This window comes from Streptomyces sp. NPDC001222 (assembly GCF_042896945.1).
In the GTDB taxonomy this organism is placed as follows: domain Bacteria; phylum Actinomycetota; class Actinomycetes; order Streptomycetales; family Streptomycetaceae; genus Streptomyces; species Streptomyces gibsoniae.
In genome coordinates, this window is sequence record NZ_JBIAXT010000051.1 from 1 (window position 1) to 15,568 (window position 15,568).

A 15,568-nucleotide genomic window follows, 5' to 3' on the forward strand; every position below is an offset into this window, starting at 1 on the left:
TCCACGGCGGCCGCTCACCCCTTCTCATGTGCAGGCTAACAAGCCATCAGACGCCGTCATTCCAAGGCGAGTTGCAGCATTCTGTTAGGAGTTCTTAGACCGCGGACCTTGATGGTTCTCTGACCGGTCTCAGTGAGCGCCCCCACCCTAAAGGTGACCACTGACAGCGGCGCTTACCAGGCTGCCGCAGACGGCAGTGACGGCAACGACGGCGAACGGCAGCGGCACTCGGCAGCCCAGCGTGGTAGCGGCGGAGTGCCGTCGGGCCGTCCCATCGAGGCGTGCCCGCATCTTCTAAGCGCCTGTCCCGCCGAGTCCCGCCGGGTGCGGCACCAGAGGCACTGCGCATCGAAGCGCGGATCCCACACCACAGACACCCGGTCCGGTCGCAGCTTCCGCCACACCTCCGACACACTCCGGGTCGCAGACGCCCTCCGGCACACTCCGCCGCAGGCCAGAGGGCTATGAGGGGCGATCTACGCATTCACTCCGGAGCCGTTGCGACGACGGCAGTCCTTACGGCAACGAGGGCGGACGGCAGCGGATCCGCGCGGCCGTGAGCGCAGCCCACTTCACCTGCTGCGGCACGCGTTCGTCGGTGGTGCCCGCATCTTCGAAGCGCTTGGTCGGGCGGCTGAGCATCGGAGGACTGAGGCTTGGTCTTGTAGGCCCTGGCAGCTAGTCTCGCGCTGCACTCCAGCATCGGTACAACGCTCGGATACGCCCACGATGAGCCAGACCTCTGTCAGGTACGCAGCCACCCTGGTGAGCGAACGCCTCACCAACAAGGAGGCGCACATCCTGCGCACGCTCCTGCTCTCAGTCAAACGATGTTTCTGCCCTGGCAGTTAGAAGCGCGGCCTTCACATCCGTGAAGGCGCGACCATGATTTGGGGGTGGCTTCTCTACAAGCTGCGTGGGCCTGGGGAAGGCTGGTGTCGCCTTAGTGGTTCCCAACTTGACGCTCCGCATCAACCGAGCGCCATCCGGCGTGTTCTTGTGCAGATCCCGCGACTGAAGTGTTGCGTCTGGGGCATTCGATGTGCAGATTCACGGCGTGGGGCGTTCTGGATGCGCTGCATGTCCTTCCTATCGCCTTCAGCGACGGCCAGAGGCCCTCAGGGCGCCACGAACCAAGGGCCGTCCAGACCGTGATCTCCATGCGAAGGTCAAACGCCGCAATTGCATGAGCAAAAGCGGGGGGTTGAGGTTGACATGCTCTTGACGGTGGCGTGCGGCGACTGCATGGTGGCTGCACCTCGAACTTGACTCAAATTCAACTGTCGTACGACCCCAACCACCTGCCGCGATGCGACCGCCGCTCCGGACGGCCGACCGTGCACAGCGCCCCACGAGTGCCCCGCAACTTCCAGGAGGCTCGATGGAACAACGTTCCGCGCCAAGAGATGACCGCCCCTCTCCTCACATACGCCGTGCCCGGCGAGCGGCAGCCCTGCTGACCGGGCTCATCACTCTCGCATTCACCGTGCTGGCCGGAGGCGTGGTCGGCGCCGGTGCCGCGCAGGCCGCGGTTCCTGCGCGGGCGGCCTCGTCGCCGGTACTCGACTTCGGTTGCGCGCACCCCGCGCACGCGGGGCAGGCGCGCTGTTTCGGCGTGATGCGGGCGCACCGCACCTCGTCCGGCCTGCTGGCGCCGCTGACCATGGGGTCGCCGACGACGGCCGGGTATGTGCCGTCGGACCTGCGTTCCGCATACAACCTCGGCGGGACGTCGGGCGGCGGCCGTACCGTGGCCATCGTCGACGCGTACGACGACCCGTCCGCCGAGGCCGACCTCGGTAAATACCGCAGCGCATACGGACTGTCGGCCTGTACGACGGCGAACGGCTGCTTCCACAAGGTGAACCAGAACGGGCAGGCGTCGTCGCTGCCGACCGCTGACGCCGGTTGGGCCGAGGAGATCAGCCTCGACCTCGACATGGTCTCGGCGACGTGCCCTGACTGCCACATCCAGCTCGTCGAGGCCAACTCGGCCAACACCAGTGACCTGATGAAGGCCGAGGACCAGGCCGCCGCCACCTCGGGCGTGGTCTCGATCTCCAACAGCTGGGGCGGCGCGGAGGACTCCACCATCACCTCGGACGACAGCCACTTCAACCACCCGGGGATCGCCGCCACCGCCAGTTCCGGCGACTCCGGCTACGGGGTGTCGTGGCCAGCGTCCTCGCCCTACGTCACCGCCGTCGGCGGTACGTCACTCACCAAGACCTCCAACTCCCGCGGTTGGAGCGAGACCGCCTGGGGTTCGGCCACCAGTACGAGCGGTGCGGGGTCCGGCTGCTCGGCGTACGAGGCGAAGCCCTCCTGGCAGCACGACACCGGTTGCGCCAAGCGTACGGTCGCGGACGTATCCGCGGTCGCCGACCCGAACACCGGCGTCGCCGTCTACGACACGTACAACACGTGCGGCACCAGCTCCTACTGCGACCTGCTGATCTCGCTCGGGGCCGTCGCGGGCGCCGACGGCTGGGTGCAGGTGGGCGGCACGAGCGCCTCGTCACCAATCATCGCGAGCGTGTACGCGATGGCAGGCAACACCGCTACTGTGACGGCCGGTTCATACCCATACAGCCACACCTCGGCGCTGAACGACGTCACGTCGGGCTCGAACGGCGCCTGCGGAAACTACCTGTGCACGGCCGGCCCCGGCTACGACGGACCGACCGGACTCGGCACTCCGAACGGCACCGACGCCTTCTGACGCCCCGCGCTGCGCATCGGCCCCTGCCCGCGAACCGCGGGCAGGGGCCGATATTTCGCCGGGATAGGCGGTTCTCGGTCAGCGGTTCTCGAAGAGGGAGACCAGGTCGTCCTTGCCAGGCTTGATCGGCATGCTGGAGGCCGCTCAGATCCCCCGGCGGACTTGACGAAACTGTTTCCACAGAACGTCTGGTGGTCAGCGGGCGTCCTCGATCTCGGTTTCGGGGATGCCGAGGAATGTGGCGAGGTCAGCCAGTGTGGCGAACTCGCCGGGGATCATCGCGATCTGTTCGTCGTCCGGGACGGTGATCTCGATGCCGTCGGCAGTGGCCGCGGTGGCCTAGGGCGGGGTCGGACTCCCACCAGTCGATGCCGATCTCCTTTGCCTTGTCGACGGAGGCGACGATCAACCGCAGTTTGATGGTGAGGAGTTCGATACGTCGCCGGCGATCACGATGCCCTTGTCGAGCACCCGTTCGGGGATGTCGGCGAGGTTGGCACCGCTGCTGGGTCCCCCGTAGGGATCCGGGAGCCTGCTGGGTGTCGTCATCGCCGGCTCCCGGCGGGCGGCCGCTCGGCCTCGCGCTTGTCAGCCTCTTCCTCGTACTCGTCCTCCGGTTCCTCTTCCTCGGCCTCCTCTTCCGCCTCGTGCTCGCCCTCGGGTTCCTCTTCCTCGGCCTCCTCTTCCGCCTCGTGCTCGCCCTCGGGTTCCTCTTCCTCGGCCTCCTCTTCCGCCTCGTACTCGCCCTCGGGTTCCTCTTCCTCGGCCTCCTCTTCCGCCTCGTACTCGCCCTCGGGTTCCTCTTCTTCCTCCTCGGCGATCGCATCCTCGTGGGTGCGGACGACCTCGCCGTCGCGGATCTCGCCGCGCCAGCTGTCCTCCGCCTCGCCCTTGAGGGTGATGAAGCGGTCGAAGTTCTTAAAGTCGAGGCGAGCCCTGCGGCCCTGAGCGCGCCAGATGTTGCCGGTCTTCTCGAAGAAGCCACTGGGGTAGTACTCCATCACCAGCAGCAAGCGCGTGAGGTTCTCACCGAGCGCGTGGAAGGTGATCACGCCCTTGGTGGTGCCCTTGGCGCCCTCCGATGTCCATTGGATCTTGTAGTCGGGCACCTGCTCGACGGTGTTCCCCTTCCAGCTGCGACTCGACCAGAGCACCTTCAGGTTCCAGCTGGAGGTGGTGTCGTCGTTGCGGCTCGCACTCTTGACGCCCTTGGCGAAGGTGCTGAAGTCCTGGTATTGGGTCCACTGGTCGTAGGCGGTCCGCACCGGCACTCCGACGTCGAGGGACTCGATGATGACCGTGGGCTTGCTGCCCCCTCCGCGCTTGCGCTTGCTCTTGCCGCCGAAGAGGTTCTTGAAGGCTTGGCCGATTTTCTCCTTGGCCTGGCCGGCGCCCGTCTCCAGGATTGCGCGCAGCGGGCCCTTGCCCTCGGCGAGCTTGCGTCCGCCCTCCAGTGCCATCTTGGCGAAGCCAGGGCTGTTGCCCTCGGTGATGTCGTTGAGCTTGTCGGTGGTCTCGCCGAGCTTGCGTCCCGCGCCGGCGAGCATCCGCTCGGCCTGAGCTGCCAGATAGCCCTGCAACTCCTTCTTGAGGTGGTCGACCGCTTCGCTCTGGGCGAGCTGGGACAGTCCGCCCTTCGCCTTGCCGTTCGCTGAACCGATGGTGTCGGCCATCGTCACCGCCTCCTTTCACCGGCCGACCCGCTGGCGGCGCGACGCGCACCGCCTTTCGCGGCGACGGCCTTCCGCGCGGGAGCCGTCCTGGCGGCCGTCGCGGTCTTCTTGGCTGCAGACTTCGTGCCCGCGGACTGCTTGGCGGGCCTCTTCTTGGCCGGAGCCTTGTTCGCCGCCTCGCGCGGCGGGGCCTCCTCGTCCTCGGATGCCTCCCCACTGCCCTCGACCTCCGCCGACTCGGCGCCCTCCTTTTCCTCCTCCTCTTCCGCTTCCTCTTCTTCGTCGTGGAGGCCGGACAGGTCGGAGGCCTCCGGTGCAACGCCGGAGAGCTGCTCACGCACCTGTTCGGTGCGGCCGTGCAGCCGCTCGGCGAGGCCCTCGATCTGCCGATCGACCAGCGCGCCGGAGGCGGCCTTGCCTACTCCGCGCAGGTTCTGGCGCAGTTGGTCGCCGATCTCCTTGAGCTGCGGGTTGTTTTGCAGCTGCTGGTTGACCAGTTCCGCGAGCGCCTTCGGGTTCAGCTGCATCCGCTTTCCGGCGACCAGCGAGCCCAGTGCGAATGCGAGCTTCATCTTCTTGGTACGTCCGAGGATGTATCCGGCCCCTATGGCGAGGCCCAGTGCGGTTCGGTTCATCGTGTCGTCCCGTCGCCCGTTTCCGATGTATGGCCCAGACCGGTCTCCAGTCGGTCGAGGAGGGCGTCCTCCTCACGGTCGAACTCCTCCTCGGTGATATCGCCTTCCCGGGTCGTAGTACTGTCGCTCGGCCTCGGTGATCACCTGTCTGACGCCCAGAGGCTGCCGCGCGCCGGTGCGAACGGCAGCAACAGGGCATCCGTGATCAGTCCCATGGGTCACTCCTCGCCGGTGGCCGTGCCGGTCGTGGTCCCGGCGGGCTCGGCAAGGCCGGGCTCGACGAAGCTGTACGGCGGCAGCGGCCCGTTGACCCGCAGTTCGAGGTGTGGGGAGCTCTTGCGAGCCTCTTCCACGGCGGCCAGGAACTCCTCGGCGGAGTCCCGGGGCACCAGGAAGGAGAGGTTGGCCAGCCAGCCGGTGGACTCGGGGCCGACGCTGACGGCCTCGGCGGCCGGTTCCAGCAGGCTCTGGAGCTCCGCGGCGTCCTCCGCCTCGCGGCCCTGCACCGCCTGCGCGATCATCTGGCCGAGCCGCAGCCGGTCGTTGTAGCTGCCGCCGCCGGCCAGCCGGTTGGCCTCCGCAAGGGCGCGTCTCGGCGTTCTCCGCCATCACCCGGTGCAGCACCGCCTCCTGGTCATGGCTGGCCTTGACGTTGTACTCGACCCGGCCGTCCAGGGCCGTCAGCCGCTCCAGGTAGTGCTCGGCGCGTTCGGCGAGCACCTGGGTGACGGCATCGTCGTCCGGGGCCAGGCTGCCGAACCGCAGGGGCAGCACGGAGCCGCCCGCGCCCGCCTCGTTGAGCACGTTCTGGTGGGCGAGCAGGTCCCTGCGTTTGGGCCGCAGTCCCTCGGGCGCTTCGCTGGCGATCGCCGCCAGTTCGCCCCCCTTCAGGATCCTGACCGGGCGCGGCGGATCACCGACCCCGCCCATGTCCTTGGGGAGGGAGGGATGGGAGGCCGCGGCGATGCCATAGACGTACGCGCTCACTCCTGCTCCTCCTCCCTCTTTCTGCGGGTCGGCGCGGTCTTGCGCGGCCGCGGCCGCCCCTCGGACTGGCCCTCGTCACGCGCCTGATTGAAGGCGTCGGAGATCGTCTCCGCGGCGCCGGAGAGGGCGCTCTTCGACTTGCCCCGCGCGCCGGACTCGGTGATCTCGCCGACCAGGTCGGGAAGTCCGGGGGCCTTGCGCGGACCGGCCTCCAGGTCGAGCCGGTTGCACGCCTCGGCGAAGCGCAGATAGGTGTCCACGCTTGCGACGACGACCCGTATGTCGATCTTCAGAATTTCGATGCCACGCGTCGATGACGAGTCCTCGGTCGAGGACAAGCTCCAGGACGTCGTACAGTCCGCTGGAGCCGCCACCTCCGCCGGTCTGCTATGCCGGGACAACGGTCATACCGACCGCTCCTCCTTGTCTGTGGGAATGTGTGCGGGACCGCGGCCTCCTAGCGACCGCCCGACCGATGTGGGTCGGCCCTCCCGCTTCGTAGCGGCGAACGCGCCGATAACCGGCGAGCTCACCGCGGTGAGCTCCGTACCTCGCGAGCAGGCTCACCGTGTCGGGAACACGGGCGAGCTCCAGGACCTTGATCTCCAGCACCCACCCCTCCGCCGTGCGTTCGAAGGACGACACGGACTCGGGAACCAGGCCGGTGAGCTCGGTGAACTGGTCGCGCCCGAGGCGTAACGCCTCCATCGGGCTCAGCCGATCCTTCGCCGCGCCGTTCTCCGATCGCTTTGGTGTGTTGCGCATGGCCACTTAGCGCGAGTGCCCAGCGTCTCCTGTACAAACATGCGAAGCCTGTTTTCAGGCAGGCGGAAAAGGATTGGAGCGCGGTGCCGCGGCCAGCCGGTCACATCGTGCGCTCCGTATGAACACCCTCGGTGACAGGGGTGTGTAATCAGGGCGCCTCAGCGGGCCGGGACGGTGAAGGGCGTGCAACCCCCCGCGAGCCGGTGGTCATCAGACCGGACGGCAGGTTCAGTTCGTCAAGCAGATCCCCCAACAGCCCGGCCGCCGCCCGCACTTGACCGAAGTCGTCGCCCGCGGGGCCCTCCCATTACGGTGCGACGGCGTGCTCACACGGGCAGTGAGCCGCCCTACGGCCGAATCCGCCCACGGAACGACGCGGCTTTCCTGGTGGAAGGGGCGGTCCAGAATCAGGTCGGTGGACGAGGCTGAATACGGCCGAGTCGGCCGTGGCGATGGTGGCCGGCCGCTTGCCACCGGCCAGTGGTCGCGCGGTCGTCGGCAATCGACACATGTTCGTCGCCATGGAGAGGGACGGCTGAGCACGTGGTGGACACACTGCTCGCAGGCGACTTCGCGGGCAGTGTGCAGGGCGCCGAACGCGGCCGGATCCGCCGCGCCGCCATGGACGAGCAGCGGCAGACAGCCATCGGGTACGCCGGGTGTGCTTGCTGCGCGTCATGTACCAGCCCACGGTCACGTTCGGGTGGGTGGGGCGATCAGCGGGGCGTGTACGGGGCGGTTGTCCGGTCAGGCTGATTCCGGGGGTGGCGGCGTGATGGCACTAACGGTGTTTGACCCGACGCATAGGAGTCGGCGCTGGGCCGTTGCGTGTCGTGTTCAGGCTGTGTGGTCCCCGGTGGCGATACGGGTGACTGTGACCGTGACGGTGACGGTGGCCGCTAGCGGGGCGCCGTGTGCGGCGAGGTAGGAGAGGACAGCGGCCCGTACCTGGTCGTGGACGTTCCGGGCAGTGTCCACCGCTCTGCGGCCTTCAGCCAGGACGCAGCGCACCTCAAGGTGCCATCCCGAGCCGTCGGGCGACCGGTCGATACGGACGCCGGCCTCGGGCGGGGTGCGTTGAGCTGTTGTCTCTGGCACTGCGGGCGAGGCGGCTGCCGCAAGGCGTTGGGCCAGGCGGGGCTGCAGGCCGGCCACGCCGGGAACTGCGAGGGCCGCTGCGGCCGCGACGCTGAGGAGAGGGGCCGTTCCGGCGGCAGCCATCACATACCACCGCCTGTGGTCTGCCCAGAGCCCGCAGGGCCAAGAGGCAACGGTGGCTCCAGGACGTCGACCACGATGATGTCGACGGCCGTCACGGCCAGCCCCAGGGCTTGTTCGGCGGCATTGATGATCGACCGGCGTACCTGATCGACCCTGTCGGGCAGCGGGCGGTCGAGGGCGGCGGCCAGGGTCATGGTCACCTGCACGCCGATGCCGCCTGCGGGTACGAGCCGGCAGCTTACGGCCCTCGTCCCGGGGACCGAATCCGCGGCCTGCCGCAGCACTTTCGCCGCGGCACTTTCGGCGATCCGCAGATCCAGGATCGTGTCGGCCAGCGGAAGCAGCCGTCCCAGCCGGAGCTCGGCCCTGACGATGCTCATGACACGGTCGATGAGTACCTGCAGGCCGGTTGGGTCTTTGGCGCGCAGCGCCCGCGTGGCTGCGTTCAACGTGGCCAGCCCCTCGACAGCCTCGCGGCACTGGGGACATGACATGGTGTGCGGATCCGCAGCCTGCGTCGCGTCCTGTGCCTGTTCCCAGACCTGGCTGAGCAGGCGGCCGCAGGTCAGTACCTCGTCACCTGCGAGCGGGGCCGCGGCACCGATGGCCGGGGAGTTCGGAGGCCCGTCGTTTCCGGGCGGTTGGGAAGGCTGCGCGTGCGGGTCGTCTAGCGCCATGGGGCCATCGCCTCCTTCAAAGACCGGCGTGCCCTGAACAGCGCGCCGCGCACCGTGTGCTCACTGGTCTGTGTCACGACGGCGATCTCCTTGTAGGGCAGGCCCTGAAGTTCCCGCAGGATCCAGCAGACCCGCTGCCCGGCGTCCAGTTCGCCGAGCGCGCAGGTCAGGGCGGCCGCCTCTGCGTCCTCCTCTGCGGCTCGGGCGGGCGAGTTCCACTCGTTGTCCGTTGCGGGTTCGGCGACGGCGTCCAGGGGGAGGGGCGGCAGCCGGCGGCGTCGCGAGTTCAGGCACCGGTTGACGGTGATGCGGTACATCCAGGTGCGGAACTCCGCATCGTGGCGGTATTCCGGCAGTCGCCGCCAGGCGCTGACGAAAGCGTCCTGAACAGCCTCCTCGGCGTCCTGGGCGTTGCCGAGCATGCAGCAGGCCAGGCTGAGCAGAGGACGGCTGTGCCGCCGAACGAGAACAGCGAAGGCGTCCTCGTCACCCTCGGCAGCCCACACGGCCAGCAACCCATCCGGCAGGTCGCCTCTCAGCGGTGAAGAGCCAGTCCGTTCGATCATGCTGCTCCCTGCTCATGGTTCAGGACGATCGTGTACCCATCTCAACCCATGTGATGCACATCACATAAAATGTCCGTGAGGGAACTATTGCCTCATGTGTCCAACTTTTCGACGGGCATCACGCAGGTGCCCGACCGACCGATCGAGGCGACCGCCATGACGGACAACAGCACCAGCGTCGGCGGATACGGCCGGCCCGACGGAGGCGAGGGCGCACTGAGGGGCCGTACCGGGGGCGGGGCTCCGGCTGAGACACGGGGGAAGACCACCATCGCGGACGACGTGGTGGCCAAGATCGCGGGCATGGCCGCCCGCGAGGTACCGGGCATCCACAACCTCGGGGCGGGGATGGCCCGCGCCATCGGCGCCATGCGGGACCGCGTCCCCGGCGGCGGCAGCGGCGTCACACAAGGGGTGAAGGTCGAGGTCGGGGAGAGCCAGGCCGCCGTGGACCTCGATGTCGTCGTCGAGTACGGCGTCTCCATCGTCGACGTCGCCGGCGCAGCGCGCACCAACGTGATCAGCGCCGTGGAGCGGATGACGGGACTGGAGGTCGTCGAGGTGAACGTCGCCGTCGACGACGTCCACCTCCCCGACGAGGAGGAAGAGTCCGAACCGGATGAGGGCCGTGTGAGGTGACCCTCCGTGATCCACCGCCCGCGTCCCGGCGGGAGTGGGTGACCACTTCGACGGCGCTCGCGAGACGGGTGAGTGAGTGATGAACATTGCAATTACGGGCCTCGCAGCCGGTATGGCCCTGGGCTTCGCCGGATACTTCGGCGGCTTCTGGGCATTCCTGCTGGTTCTGGTCCTGGGCGCGGCGGGATTGATCGTCGGCCTCGTCCTGCAGGGCGACCTCGACCTTCGCGCACGGAGGCAGCGGTGAGTGCCCTGCCCGGCTCCGCCAGAGTCCCCGATTCTGGGCCGGGCCCACCGGCGCAGCCTGTCGGCCTGCCACCTGCGGCCGAGCGAGGCGCCACCATCATTCCGGACAAGGTCGTCGCCCGGATCGCTGCCCAGGCCGCACGTACGGCGCAGTCCCGCCGCGCCGCCCTGCCGCCCGACCGGAGCTTGGCAGCGCCCAGCGCCTCTGCGGCCTCCCGCACCGGATCGGTGCGCCTGCATCTGGCCCTGGACCTGCCCTATCCCACGGATATCACCCACGCCTGCGAGCGGATACGGCACGACGTCGCCGAGCGGGTGGCTCAGCTGACCGGCCTGCACGTGGGAGAAGTCAGCTTCACCATCCGGCGCCTGGTGACCGGCGCGGGCGTGAACCGGAGGCGGGTCCGGTGAGCCCTGTGCCCGTTCAGCCCGGCATCTGCACACGAAGGAGGACCGGAATGACACCCGACCCGGGCCCTCCCAGCCCAAGCCCCACTCGGCCGGTGCACCGTGACACGGCGTCGCCGACGAAGGAGCCGACCGGGCCCGCGCCGCCCGAACGCGGTGCGTCCCTGCCGGGCACGGCAGCCGGCGGCCACAACAGAGGCCAGGCCACCCACCGTCCGTGGTCCGCGCGCCGCCTTCCGGCTGCGCTGGTCGCCTCGGTGATTGTCGCGGCAGCAGGCGTGGCACTGGTCGATGTCATCTCCGTACGGGCGGGACGCCAAGCGGCTGGTTGGCGAAAGCGCCTGGCCGAGGAGATGGCCACCCGTCCGGTGGACGACGTGTGGATGCTCACCGGAGCCGCGGTGGCTGCTGCCGTCGGCGTCTGGCTGATCGTCCTGGCGCTCAGTCCGGGCCTACGCCGCCTGCTGCCCCTGCGATCGCCTGCCGGCTGTCCCCGGTCCCAGCTGCGCGCCTCACTGGACCGCGACGGCGCCGCTGCTGTACTGCGCGACGCCGCCATGCGGGTTCCAGGCGTCAGCACGGCATACATCCGGGTCGGTCGCCACCGCATCAAAGCCCTCGCGGACGTCCGTTTCCGCGATCCGCAGCAGGTGAAGGCCGACCTCGCCGCGGTCCTCAACGAGGAACGCGACCAACTCGCGCTCTCCCGTCCCCTCCGCATCGCCGTACGTGTGCGGCAACGCACTGCCTGACCGACGCCCAGCACCGGAGCCCCCACCATGACGCCGCGACACCTCCTGAACCGCACCCTGCTGGCCCTCATCGGAGTGATACCTCTCGGCGGCGGCCTGCTGATCATCGCTGCCGGGCTCGACCTCTACCGGAGACGGGACCTGGCACCACCCGCCGGCTGGCCCCTGACCACCCCGGACGCCATCCTGCTCAGCTCCGCAGACCGGACCCGCTGGAGCAGCCAGGGCTGGTGGTGGTGGCCTGCAGTCATCGCCGCCCTCACCCTCATCACCGTGCTCGCCCTGGGATGGCTGCTCGCCCAACTGCCCCGGCGTCCTCACCCCGGCACGATCCCCCTCGGCGACAGCCCCGAGCAGCAAACCGTCGAACTACGCAGCCGCGCGCTCAGCGACGCGATCGCCTCCGAAGCCGGCGCCCTGCCCGGCGTCCAGCAGGCACATGTCCGCATCACCGGCCGACCTACCCGCCCTCACGCCGACATCAGCCTCACCCTCACACCTCAGGCAAGACCCGTCACAGTCCTCCGCTCCCTCCGCGAAGGCCCGCTGCACACCGCCCACCAGTCCACAGGGGCCCCACACATCCCCACCCACGCCCACCTGCACGTTCCCCGACACAAACCCCACCGCACGCAATAGACCCGAGGAAACCGGTCGGAGCTGGACCTGCCCCTGAACTACCGACACGGGAAGTCGAACATCATAAATTCCCCTTCCCTCCAAGGCTTTCTTCGCAAAGCAATGAAATAGGCACTACTCACAAGGGAATACATCATGATCATCCTGGGCATCATTCTGCTCGTTGTCGGCTTCCTCACCGGCATAGCCATCCTGTGGACCATCGGGATCATCCTGGCAGTCATCGGAGCAATCCTGTGGATCGTCGGCGCGATGGGACACGCAGTCGCAGGGCGACGCCACTACTGGTGACCGGCTTAGGGCTTGCAGAGAGCCAACACGCGGCTTTCATCATGTCGCTGAGTGTCCGGCGGGTCATGCCGGTGAACTCGGGATGCTGCCGTGCGCGGGGCATGAGGGGGGCCTCGCCCCCTGATCTCGGATCTTCAAGATATGGATCTTGAGGATCCGAGAACGGACACCTCGTGGTCATGAAGCACTACCCCACCGGGTTCAAGGCGCATGCGGTCGCGCGCCGGGTTCAAGGCGCATGCGGTCGCGCTGGCGACGGTCGAGCAGGTCGCTGCTGATCTGGGGGTCAACGCGGAGACGCTGCGCAACTGGATACGTGCGGCCGGAGCGAGCCGTCCACGGGGACGGCGGCGCAGGCTCCGGTGCAGCCCCGGAGCCGCTGGAGGCCGAGTCGGCCGCCGCGCGGCAAAGGATCCGCGAACTGGAAGAGGAACTGACGCGAGATCTGTACCAGATGGGCTGGACGGTGCAGGTTCCCATGCGTCGTGCCGCCGAGCGCGACAAGGCTGCCATGAGGCCGACGGGCTTCAACACGCAGTGCTCGCTTATGTGCCGCCACAGGCCGATCAGGGAAGGATGGCCGGTGTGAGATTGGCCAGCGAGCGTAGCGCGCAATCCCAGATGCGGCGGCAGTCACACGTAGGCGCGGCAGCCGCGGTTACCGCCACCGCAGTTGGCGCTGCGGCGGCCGATGTGGCCCGCGCTTGGTACCAGCGGTTGTCCAGCCCGAGGCGGCAGCTGCAGTCCTGGGCGTTCGGCGCCGTGCGGACACCCCGCGTACATGTTTGTCGCATGGTCCGCAGACTGCGCCCGGAACCTGGCTGCCAGCCGGGACCGTACCGAACGGGCGACCGTGCTGAGCGGTGAACCTGTCGCTAAAGGTGGCCTCGAAACCGACCTGGGCTCGGGCATTCAACGAAAGCGTCGCCCCTGGGCGGGACAGATGTTGCCGGTCTTCTCGAAGAAGCCGGAAGGGTAGTACTCAACAGAGCTTGGTGGGCTGCCCGCCAACCAGCGGCATGTGCCTGAGCTCTGCCTCAAGACGGTCCAGGCCGCGGCAGAACTCCGGCAGGCCAAAGCCGAAGCCAGAGGCACTGCCGAGGGCACGCGCGCTGTAGCCAATGCTCGCAGCCGGTTCTCGCGTGCAGTCAGCAAGCTACGTCTGGCTCTCACTGATGGCGCTCCAGTCTCGTTGCGGTCGCCCGGAGCAACCGAGGAGCACGATGCTGAGCTGGCATCAACCGGCCGGATACTGGCAGATGAGCTCGCGCCCGGCCTGCGCAAGCGCAGACGTAAGAAGGTTGAGGAGCGGGTACAAAACCGCGCGCCTAGGGCCACAAGAGGAGAGGCGACGTGGCCGTCAGCCCGGAAAGTCTCCCGCTTTTACTGAGCTGGGCGCGGCCTCGGCACTTGCGCAGAGGGAGTGGGTGCGGACGCGGAGCCCGCGGACCGGTCAGGAAGCAACTGACTTGAAAGGGAGAGAAGTCCGGGCCCTTGTCCCCGGACTTCTCTCTCCGTGAGCACTGACCGAAAGGTACGCGCCGACGGTCGTGGCTTCCGATCCTCTCTTTCAGGAGCTGTGAGGTTCGCTCACCGCCAGTAGGTGGCCGCGGCTTGTCGCTACACGGAGCACGTCTCGCAAGGCCCCGGTCAGTTCCTTCGCCAGAAGTCGCAGGTCCTCCAGGCCCGCATCTTCGTCCTCAAGGGTGTCCAAGGCGTGTTCCAGCAGTTCGGCCGCTAGCCCGAGTTGCACCGATTCGATGCTGTCCGCCAGGCGGGACATGTGGCTGTCTCTGTCATCGGTGCTGAGATAGCAGGGCTTGCCTTCTGGTCCCGGCCACGGGAGAAGCCGCAGCTCGTTTCGGGCTGTCATTCGTGTGTCCGCCTCTCGTCGATCACGTGGTGGGTGGTGAAGACCGCCTCGACGCGGTCCCCTGGGAGCACCAGAAGGGCGGCCTCGACGACGCGTCCAGTGATGTCGGCAGCGACGCGTGTGATCGCGAGGACCGCCACGGCGGCGCTGATCCGGAGGCTCGATGCTTCGTCCGCTGTCGGGAGGCGGGCGCACACCGTCTCCCGGACCTCCGCCGGCGGAGGGCTCAACACGGCAAAGCTCGTGGTCTCCCCCGCGCGCGAGGACCCGTCACTGAGCACTGCGGTTGGCGCCAGGTCGTGTGGGACGTAGATCCGGGCCAGGCTGTGCGGCGACTCTTCCTCGTAGCTGATGCAGAGGAACTCGGCCAGTGGGCTGCCACTCGGCACCCTCAACAGGGTTGTCAGGTGCCCGTGCGCCTGGATTTCGGTCGTGCGAACGGTGACGCGCAGAGCTGCGTCAGCAGCAGTCGACGGGTCCAGCGTGCCCCATCCGCCGACGTAGGTGATCTTGCGGAGGGGGCGCCGCACGAAGTTCCCCTTGCCGTGGATCTTCTCGACGAGGCCCTCCCGCTCAAGCGCTGCGAGAGCGCTCCGCAGCGTCGGCGTACTGACCCTGTACTGACCGGCTAGGTCGGTCTCGGACGGAAGGCGTTCGCCGGCCCTGATGCGACCGGTCGTGATCTGGTGCCGGAGGTCATCGGCGATGCAGTGATGGCGAGAAGACACGGACTCGATCACCGCCTCCTCAGCATCCGCACAGCGACGAGACGGGTCCGCGAGTGGATGGTCAGCAACTCGCCCGACTCGAACAGGAGCCGCTTGGCACCGTGGGGCAGTTGGGAGAGGTCGCTCACCCGGCACGCCCGGCCGCCGACCTGGATGACGTCGCCGCGTTGCACAGTGGCCGAGGTGATCTCGATGGTGGATCCCAGCGCGCCTCCGAGCGATCGTTCCCTCACCGCTCCACCTCCGCGAGCGCGGACTGGATGAGCACCGAGTGGCAGGCACAGTCGCATGCCTCGTAGACCACCGGAAGGTCGATCGGCGCCGTGGCCGGGGATGACTCCGCGCAGGCGTGATGCGTACCGATCCGGCATGCGGTCGATCGGTAGGAGGCGGCCTCGGCGTGCGTGATGCGGGGCTGTTGGCTCGGAGGCATCAGCGGACCCCCACGAGGGCCGACCAGGCTTCGGCGGGCAGATGGTGAGCTACGACCATCGAGCGCCGACGGACGCGCTTCTCCCAGGCCAGCACGTACGGGCGGACGAGCGCGGTGTCATCACCCGCAAGCGAGTCCGCGCGGTCTGCGCGGTCCGGGTGCCGTGCCCGGGCGGCCATGGAACTGTCGGTGGGTGCAGGGGGCGCGAAGTCGCGCATCGGCCGGGAGGGCGGTAAGGGGCGGCGGTGCCTGCCCTTCGGGAAGTACCGCTCTCTGGTGAGCGAGACGGCACGGCGGATACGGTTGAGCACGC

At 68.3% G+C, this 15,568-nt stretch carries 18 protein-coding genes and 4 pseudogenes; 7 read left to right on the plus strand and 15 right to left on the minus strand.

What is annotated here, in order from left to right; all coding sequences use genetic code 11:
- Nucleotides 1-1,381: 1,381 nt before the first annotated feature.
- Nucleotides 1,382-2,722 (plus strand): peptidase S8, encoded by a 1,341-nt coding sequence (locus ACFY2Z_RS38475; protein ID WP_390748648.1) that lies wholly within the window; start codon nt 1,382-1,384, stop codon nt 2,720-2,722.
- A 247-nt stretch (nt 2,723-2,969) separates the two neighbouring features.
- Here the strand turns inward: ACFY2Z_RS38475 and gvpJ are convergent.
- From gvpJ to ACFY2Z_RS38525, 10 genes and pseudogenes are all read right to left on the minus strand, one after another.
- A pseudogene (gene gvpJ, locus ACFY2Z_RS38480) lies at nt 2,970-3,271 on the minus strand (gas vesicle protein GvpJ).
- Complete coding sequence (locus ACFY2Z_RS38485; RefSeq protein ID WP_390748649.1) at nt 3,268-4,395, minus strand: SRPBCC family protein; 1,128 nt, start codon at nt 4,393-4,395, stop codon at nt 3,268-3,270. The pseudogene gvpJ and the gene ACFY2Z_RS38485 overlap by 4 nt, the downstream one beginning before the upstream one ends.
- A 2-nt stretch (nt 4,396-4,397) precedes the next feature.
- Nucleotides 4,398-5,030 (minus strand): DNA primase, encoded by a 633-nt coding sequence (locus ACFY2Z_RS38490; protein ID WP_390748650.1) that lies wholly within the window; start codon nt 5,028-5,030, stop codon nt 4,398-4,400.
- Nucleotides 5,027-5,245 (minus strand): annotated as a pseudogene (locus tag ACFY2Z_RS38495) (gas vesicle protein GvpG). The gene ACFY2Z_RS38490 and the pseudogene ACFY2Z_RS38495 overlap by 4 nt, the downstream one beginning before the upstream one ends.
- Nucleotides 5,246-5,248: 3 nt before the next feature.
- Nucleotides 5,249-5,960: pseudogene (locus tag ACFY2Z_RS38500) on the minus strand (GvpL/GvpF family gas vesicle protein).
- Between the two features lie 53 nt (nt 5,961-6,013).
- Nucleotides 6,014-6,374, minus strand: a pseudogene (gene gvpA, locus ACFY2Z_RS38505) (gas vesicle structural protein GvpA).
- Nucleotides 6,375-6,404: 30 nt separating this feature from the next.
- Nucleotides 6,405-6,782 carry a gas vesicle protein gene (locus ACFY2Z_RS38510; RefSeq protein ID WP_390748676.1) on the minus strand — a complete coding sequence of 126 codons (378 nt, stop codon included), beginning with the start codon at nt 6,780-6,782 and terminating at the stop codon, nt 6,405-6,407.
- 837 nt (nt 6,783-7,619) lie between these two features.
- Entirely contained in the window at nt 7,620-7,760 is a 141-nt protein-coding gene (locus ACFY2Z_RS38515) for a hypothetical protein (protein ID WP_390748651.1), read from the minus strand.
- A 242-nt stretch (nt 7,761-8,002) separates the two neighbouring features.
- The gene (locus tag ACFY2Z_RS38520) at nt 8,003-8,680 is read right to left on the minus strand and encodes a hypothetical protein (RefSeq protein WP_390748652.1); all 678 of its coding nucleotides are present in this window, start codon (nt 8,678-8,680) and stop codon (nt 8,003-8,005) included.
- Nucleotides 8,671-9,246, minus strand: a complete 576-nt coding sequence (locus ACFY2Z_RS38525; RefSeq protein ID WP_390748653.1) for an RNA polymerase sigma factor — start codon at nt 9,244-9,246, stop codon at nt 8,671-8,673. The genes ACFY2Z_RS38520 and ACFY2Z_RS38525 overlap by 10 nt, the downstream gene beginning before the upstream one ends.
- A gap of 156 nt (nt 9,247-9,402) precedes the next feature.
- Here ACFY2Z_RS38525 and ACFY2Z_RS38530 point away from each other — a divergent pair, with 156 nt between their 5' ends.
- From ACFY2Z_RS38530 to ACFY2Z_RS38555, 6 genes are all read left to right on the plus strand, one after another.
- A complete protein-coding gene (locus tag ACFY2Z_RS38530) occupies nt 9,403-9,885 on the plus strand; it encodes an Asp23/Gls24 family envelope stress response protein (RefSeq protein WP_390748654.1) in 483 nt (160 codons plus the stop codon).
- A gap of 79 nt (nt 9,886-9,964) precedes the next feature.
- Nucleotides 9,965-10,132, plus strand: a complete 168-nt coding sequence (locus ACFY2Z_RS38535; RefSeq protein WP_390748655.1) for a hypothetical protein — start codon at nt 9,965-9,967, stop codon at nt 10,130-10,132.
- Complete coding sequence (locus tag ACFY2Z_RS38540) at nt 10,129-10,542, plus strand: Asp23/Gls24 family envelope stress response protein (protein WP_390748656.1); 414 nt, start codon at nt 10,129-10,131, stop codon at nt 10,540-10,542. Before ACFY2Z_RS38535 ends, ACFY2Z_RS38540 begins: the two co-directional genes overlap by 4 nt.
- Before the next feature lie 92 nt (nt 10,543-10,634).
- Complete coding sequence (locus tag ACFY2Z_RS38545) at nt 10,635-11,291, plus strand: DUF6286 domain-containing protein (protein WP_390748657.1); 657 nt, start codon at nt 10,635-10,637, stop codon at nt 11,289-11,291.
- 27 nt (nt 11,292-11,318) lie between these two features.
- A complete protein-coding gene (locus tag ACFY2Z_RS38550) occupies nt 11,319-11,930 on the plus strand; it encodes an alkaline shock response membrane anchor protein AmaP (RefSeq protein ID WP_390748658.1) in 612 nt (203 codons plus the stop codon).
- 135 nt (nt 11,931-12,065) lie between these two features.
- Nucleotides 12,066-12,221 (plus strand): DUF6131 family protein, encoded by a 156-nt coding sequence (locus ACFY2Z_RS38555; RefSeq protein WP_390748659.1) that lies wholly within the window; start codon nt 12,066-12,068, stop codon nt 12,219-12,221.
- Nucleotides 12,222-13,791: 1,570 nt separating this feature from the next.
- Here the strand turns inward: ACFY2Z_RS38555 and ACFY2Z_RS38560 are convergent.
- Genes ACFY2Z_RS38560 through ACFY2Z_RS38580 form a run of 5 tightly spaced genes read right to left on the minus strand, consistent with a single transcriptional unit; the run spans nt 13,792 to nt 15,566 of the window.
- Complete coding sequence (locus tag ACFY2Z_RS38560; RefSeq protein WP_390748660.1) at nt 13,792-14,094, minus strand: hypothetical protein; 303 nt, start codon at nt 14,092-14,094, stop codon at nt 13,792-13,794.
- Entirely contained in the window at nt 14,091-14,834 is a 744-nt protein-coding gene (locus tag ACFY2Z_RS38565) for a GntR family transcriptional regulator (RefSeq protein ID WP_390748661.1), read from the minus strand. Before ACFY2Z_RS38565 ends, ACFY2Z_RS38560 begins: the two co-directional genes overlap by 4 nt.
- The gene (locus tag ACFY2Z_RS38570; RefSeq protein WP_390748662.1) at nt 14,831-15,055 is read right to left on the minus strand and encodes a hypothetical protein; all 225 of its coding nucleotides are present in this window, start codon (nt 15,053-15,055) and stop codon (nt 14,831-14,833) included. Before ACFY2Z_RS38570 ends, ACFY2Z_RS38565 begins: the two co-directional genes overlap by 4 nt.
- Nucleotides 15,052-15,255: a hypothetical protein gene (locus ACFY2Z_RS38575; protein WP_390748663.1), complete on the minus strand. Its 204-nt coding sequence runs from the start codon at nt 15,253-15,255 to the stop codon at nt 15,052-15,054. Before ACFY2Z_RS38575 ends, ACFY2Z_RS38570 begins: the two co-directional genes overlap by 4 nt.
- The gene (locus tag ACFY2Z_RS38580) at nt 15,255-15,566 is read right to left on the minus strand and encodes a hypothetical protein (RefSeq protein ID WP_390748664.1); all 312 of its coding nucleotides are present in this window, start codon (nt 15,564-15,566) and stop codon (nt 15,255-15,257) included. The genes ACFY2Z_RS38575 and ACFY2Z_RS38580 overlap by 1 nt, the downstream gene beginning before the upstream one ends.
- Nucleotides 15,567-15,568: the final 2 nt, after the last annotated feature.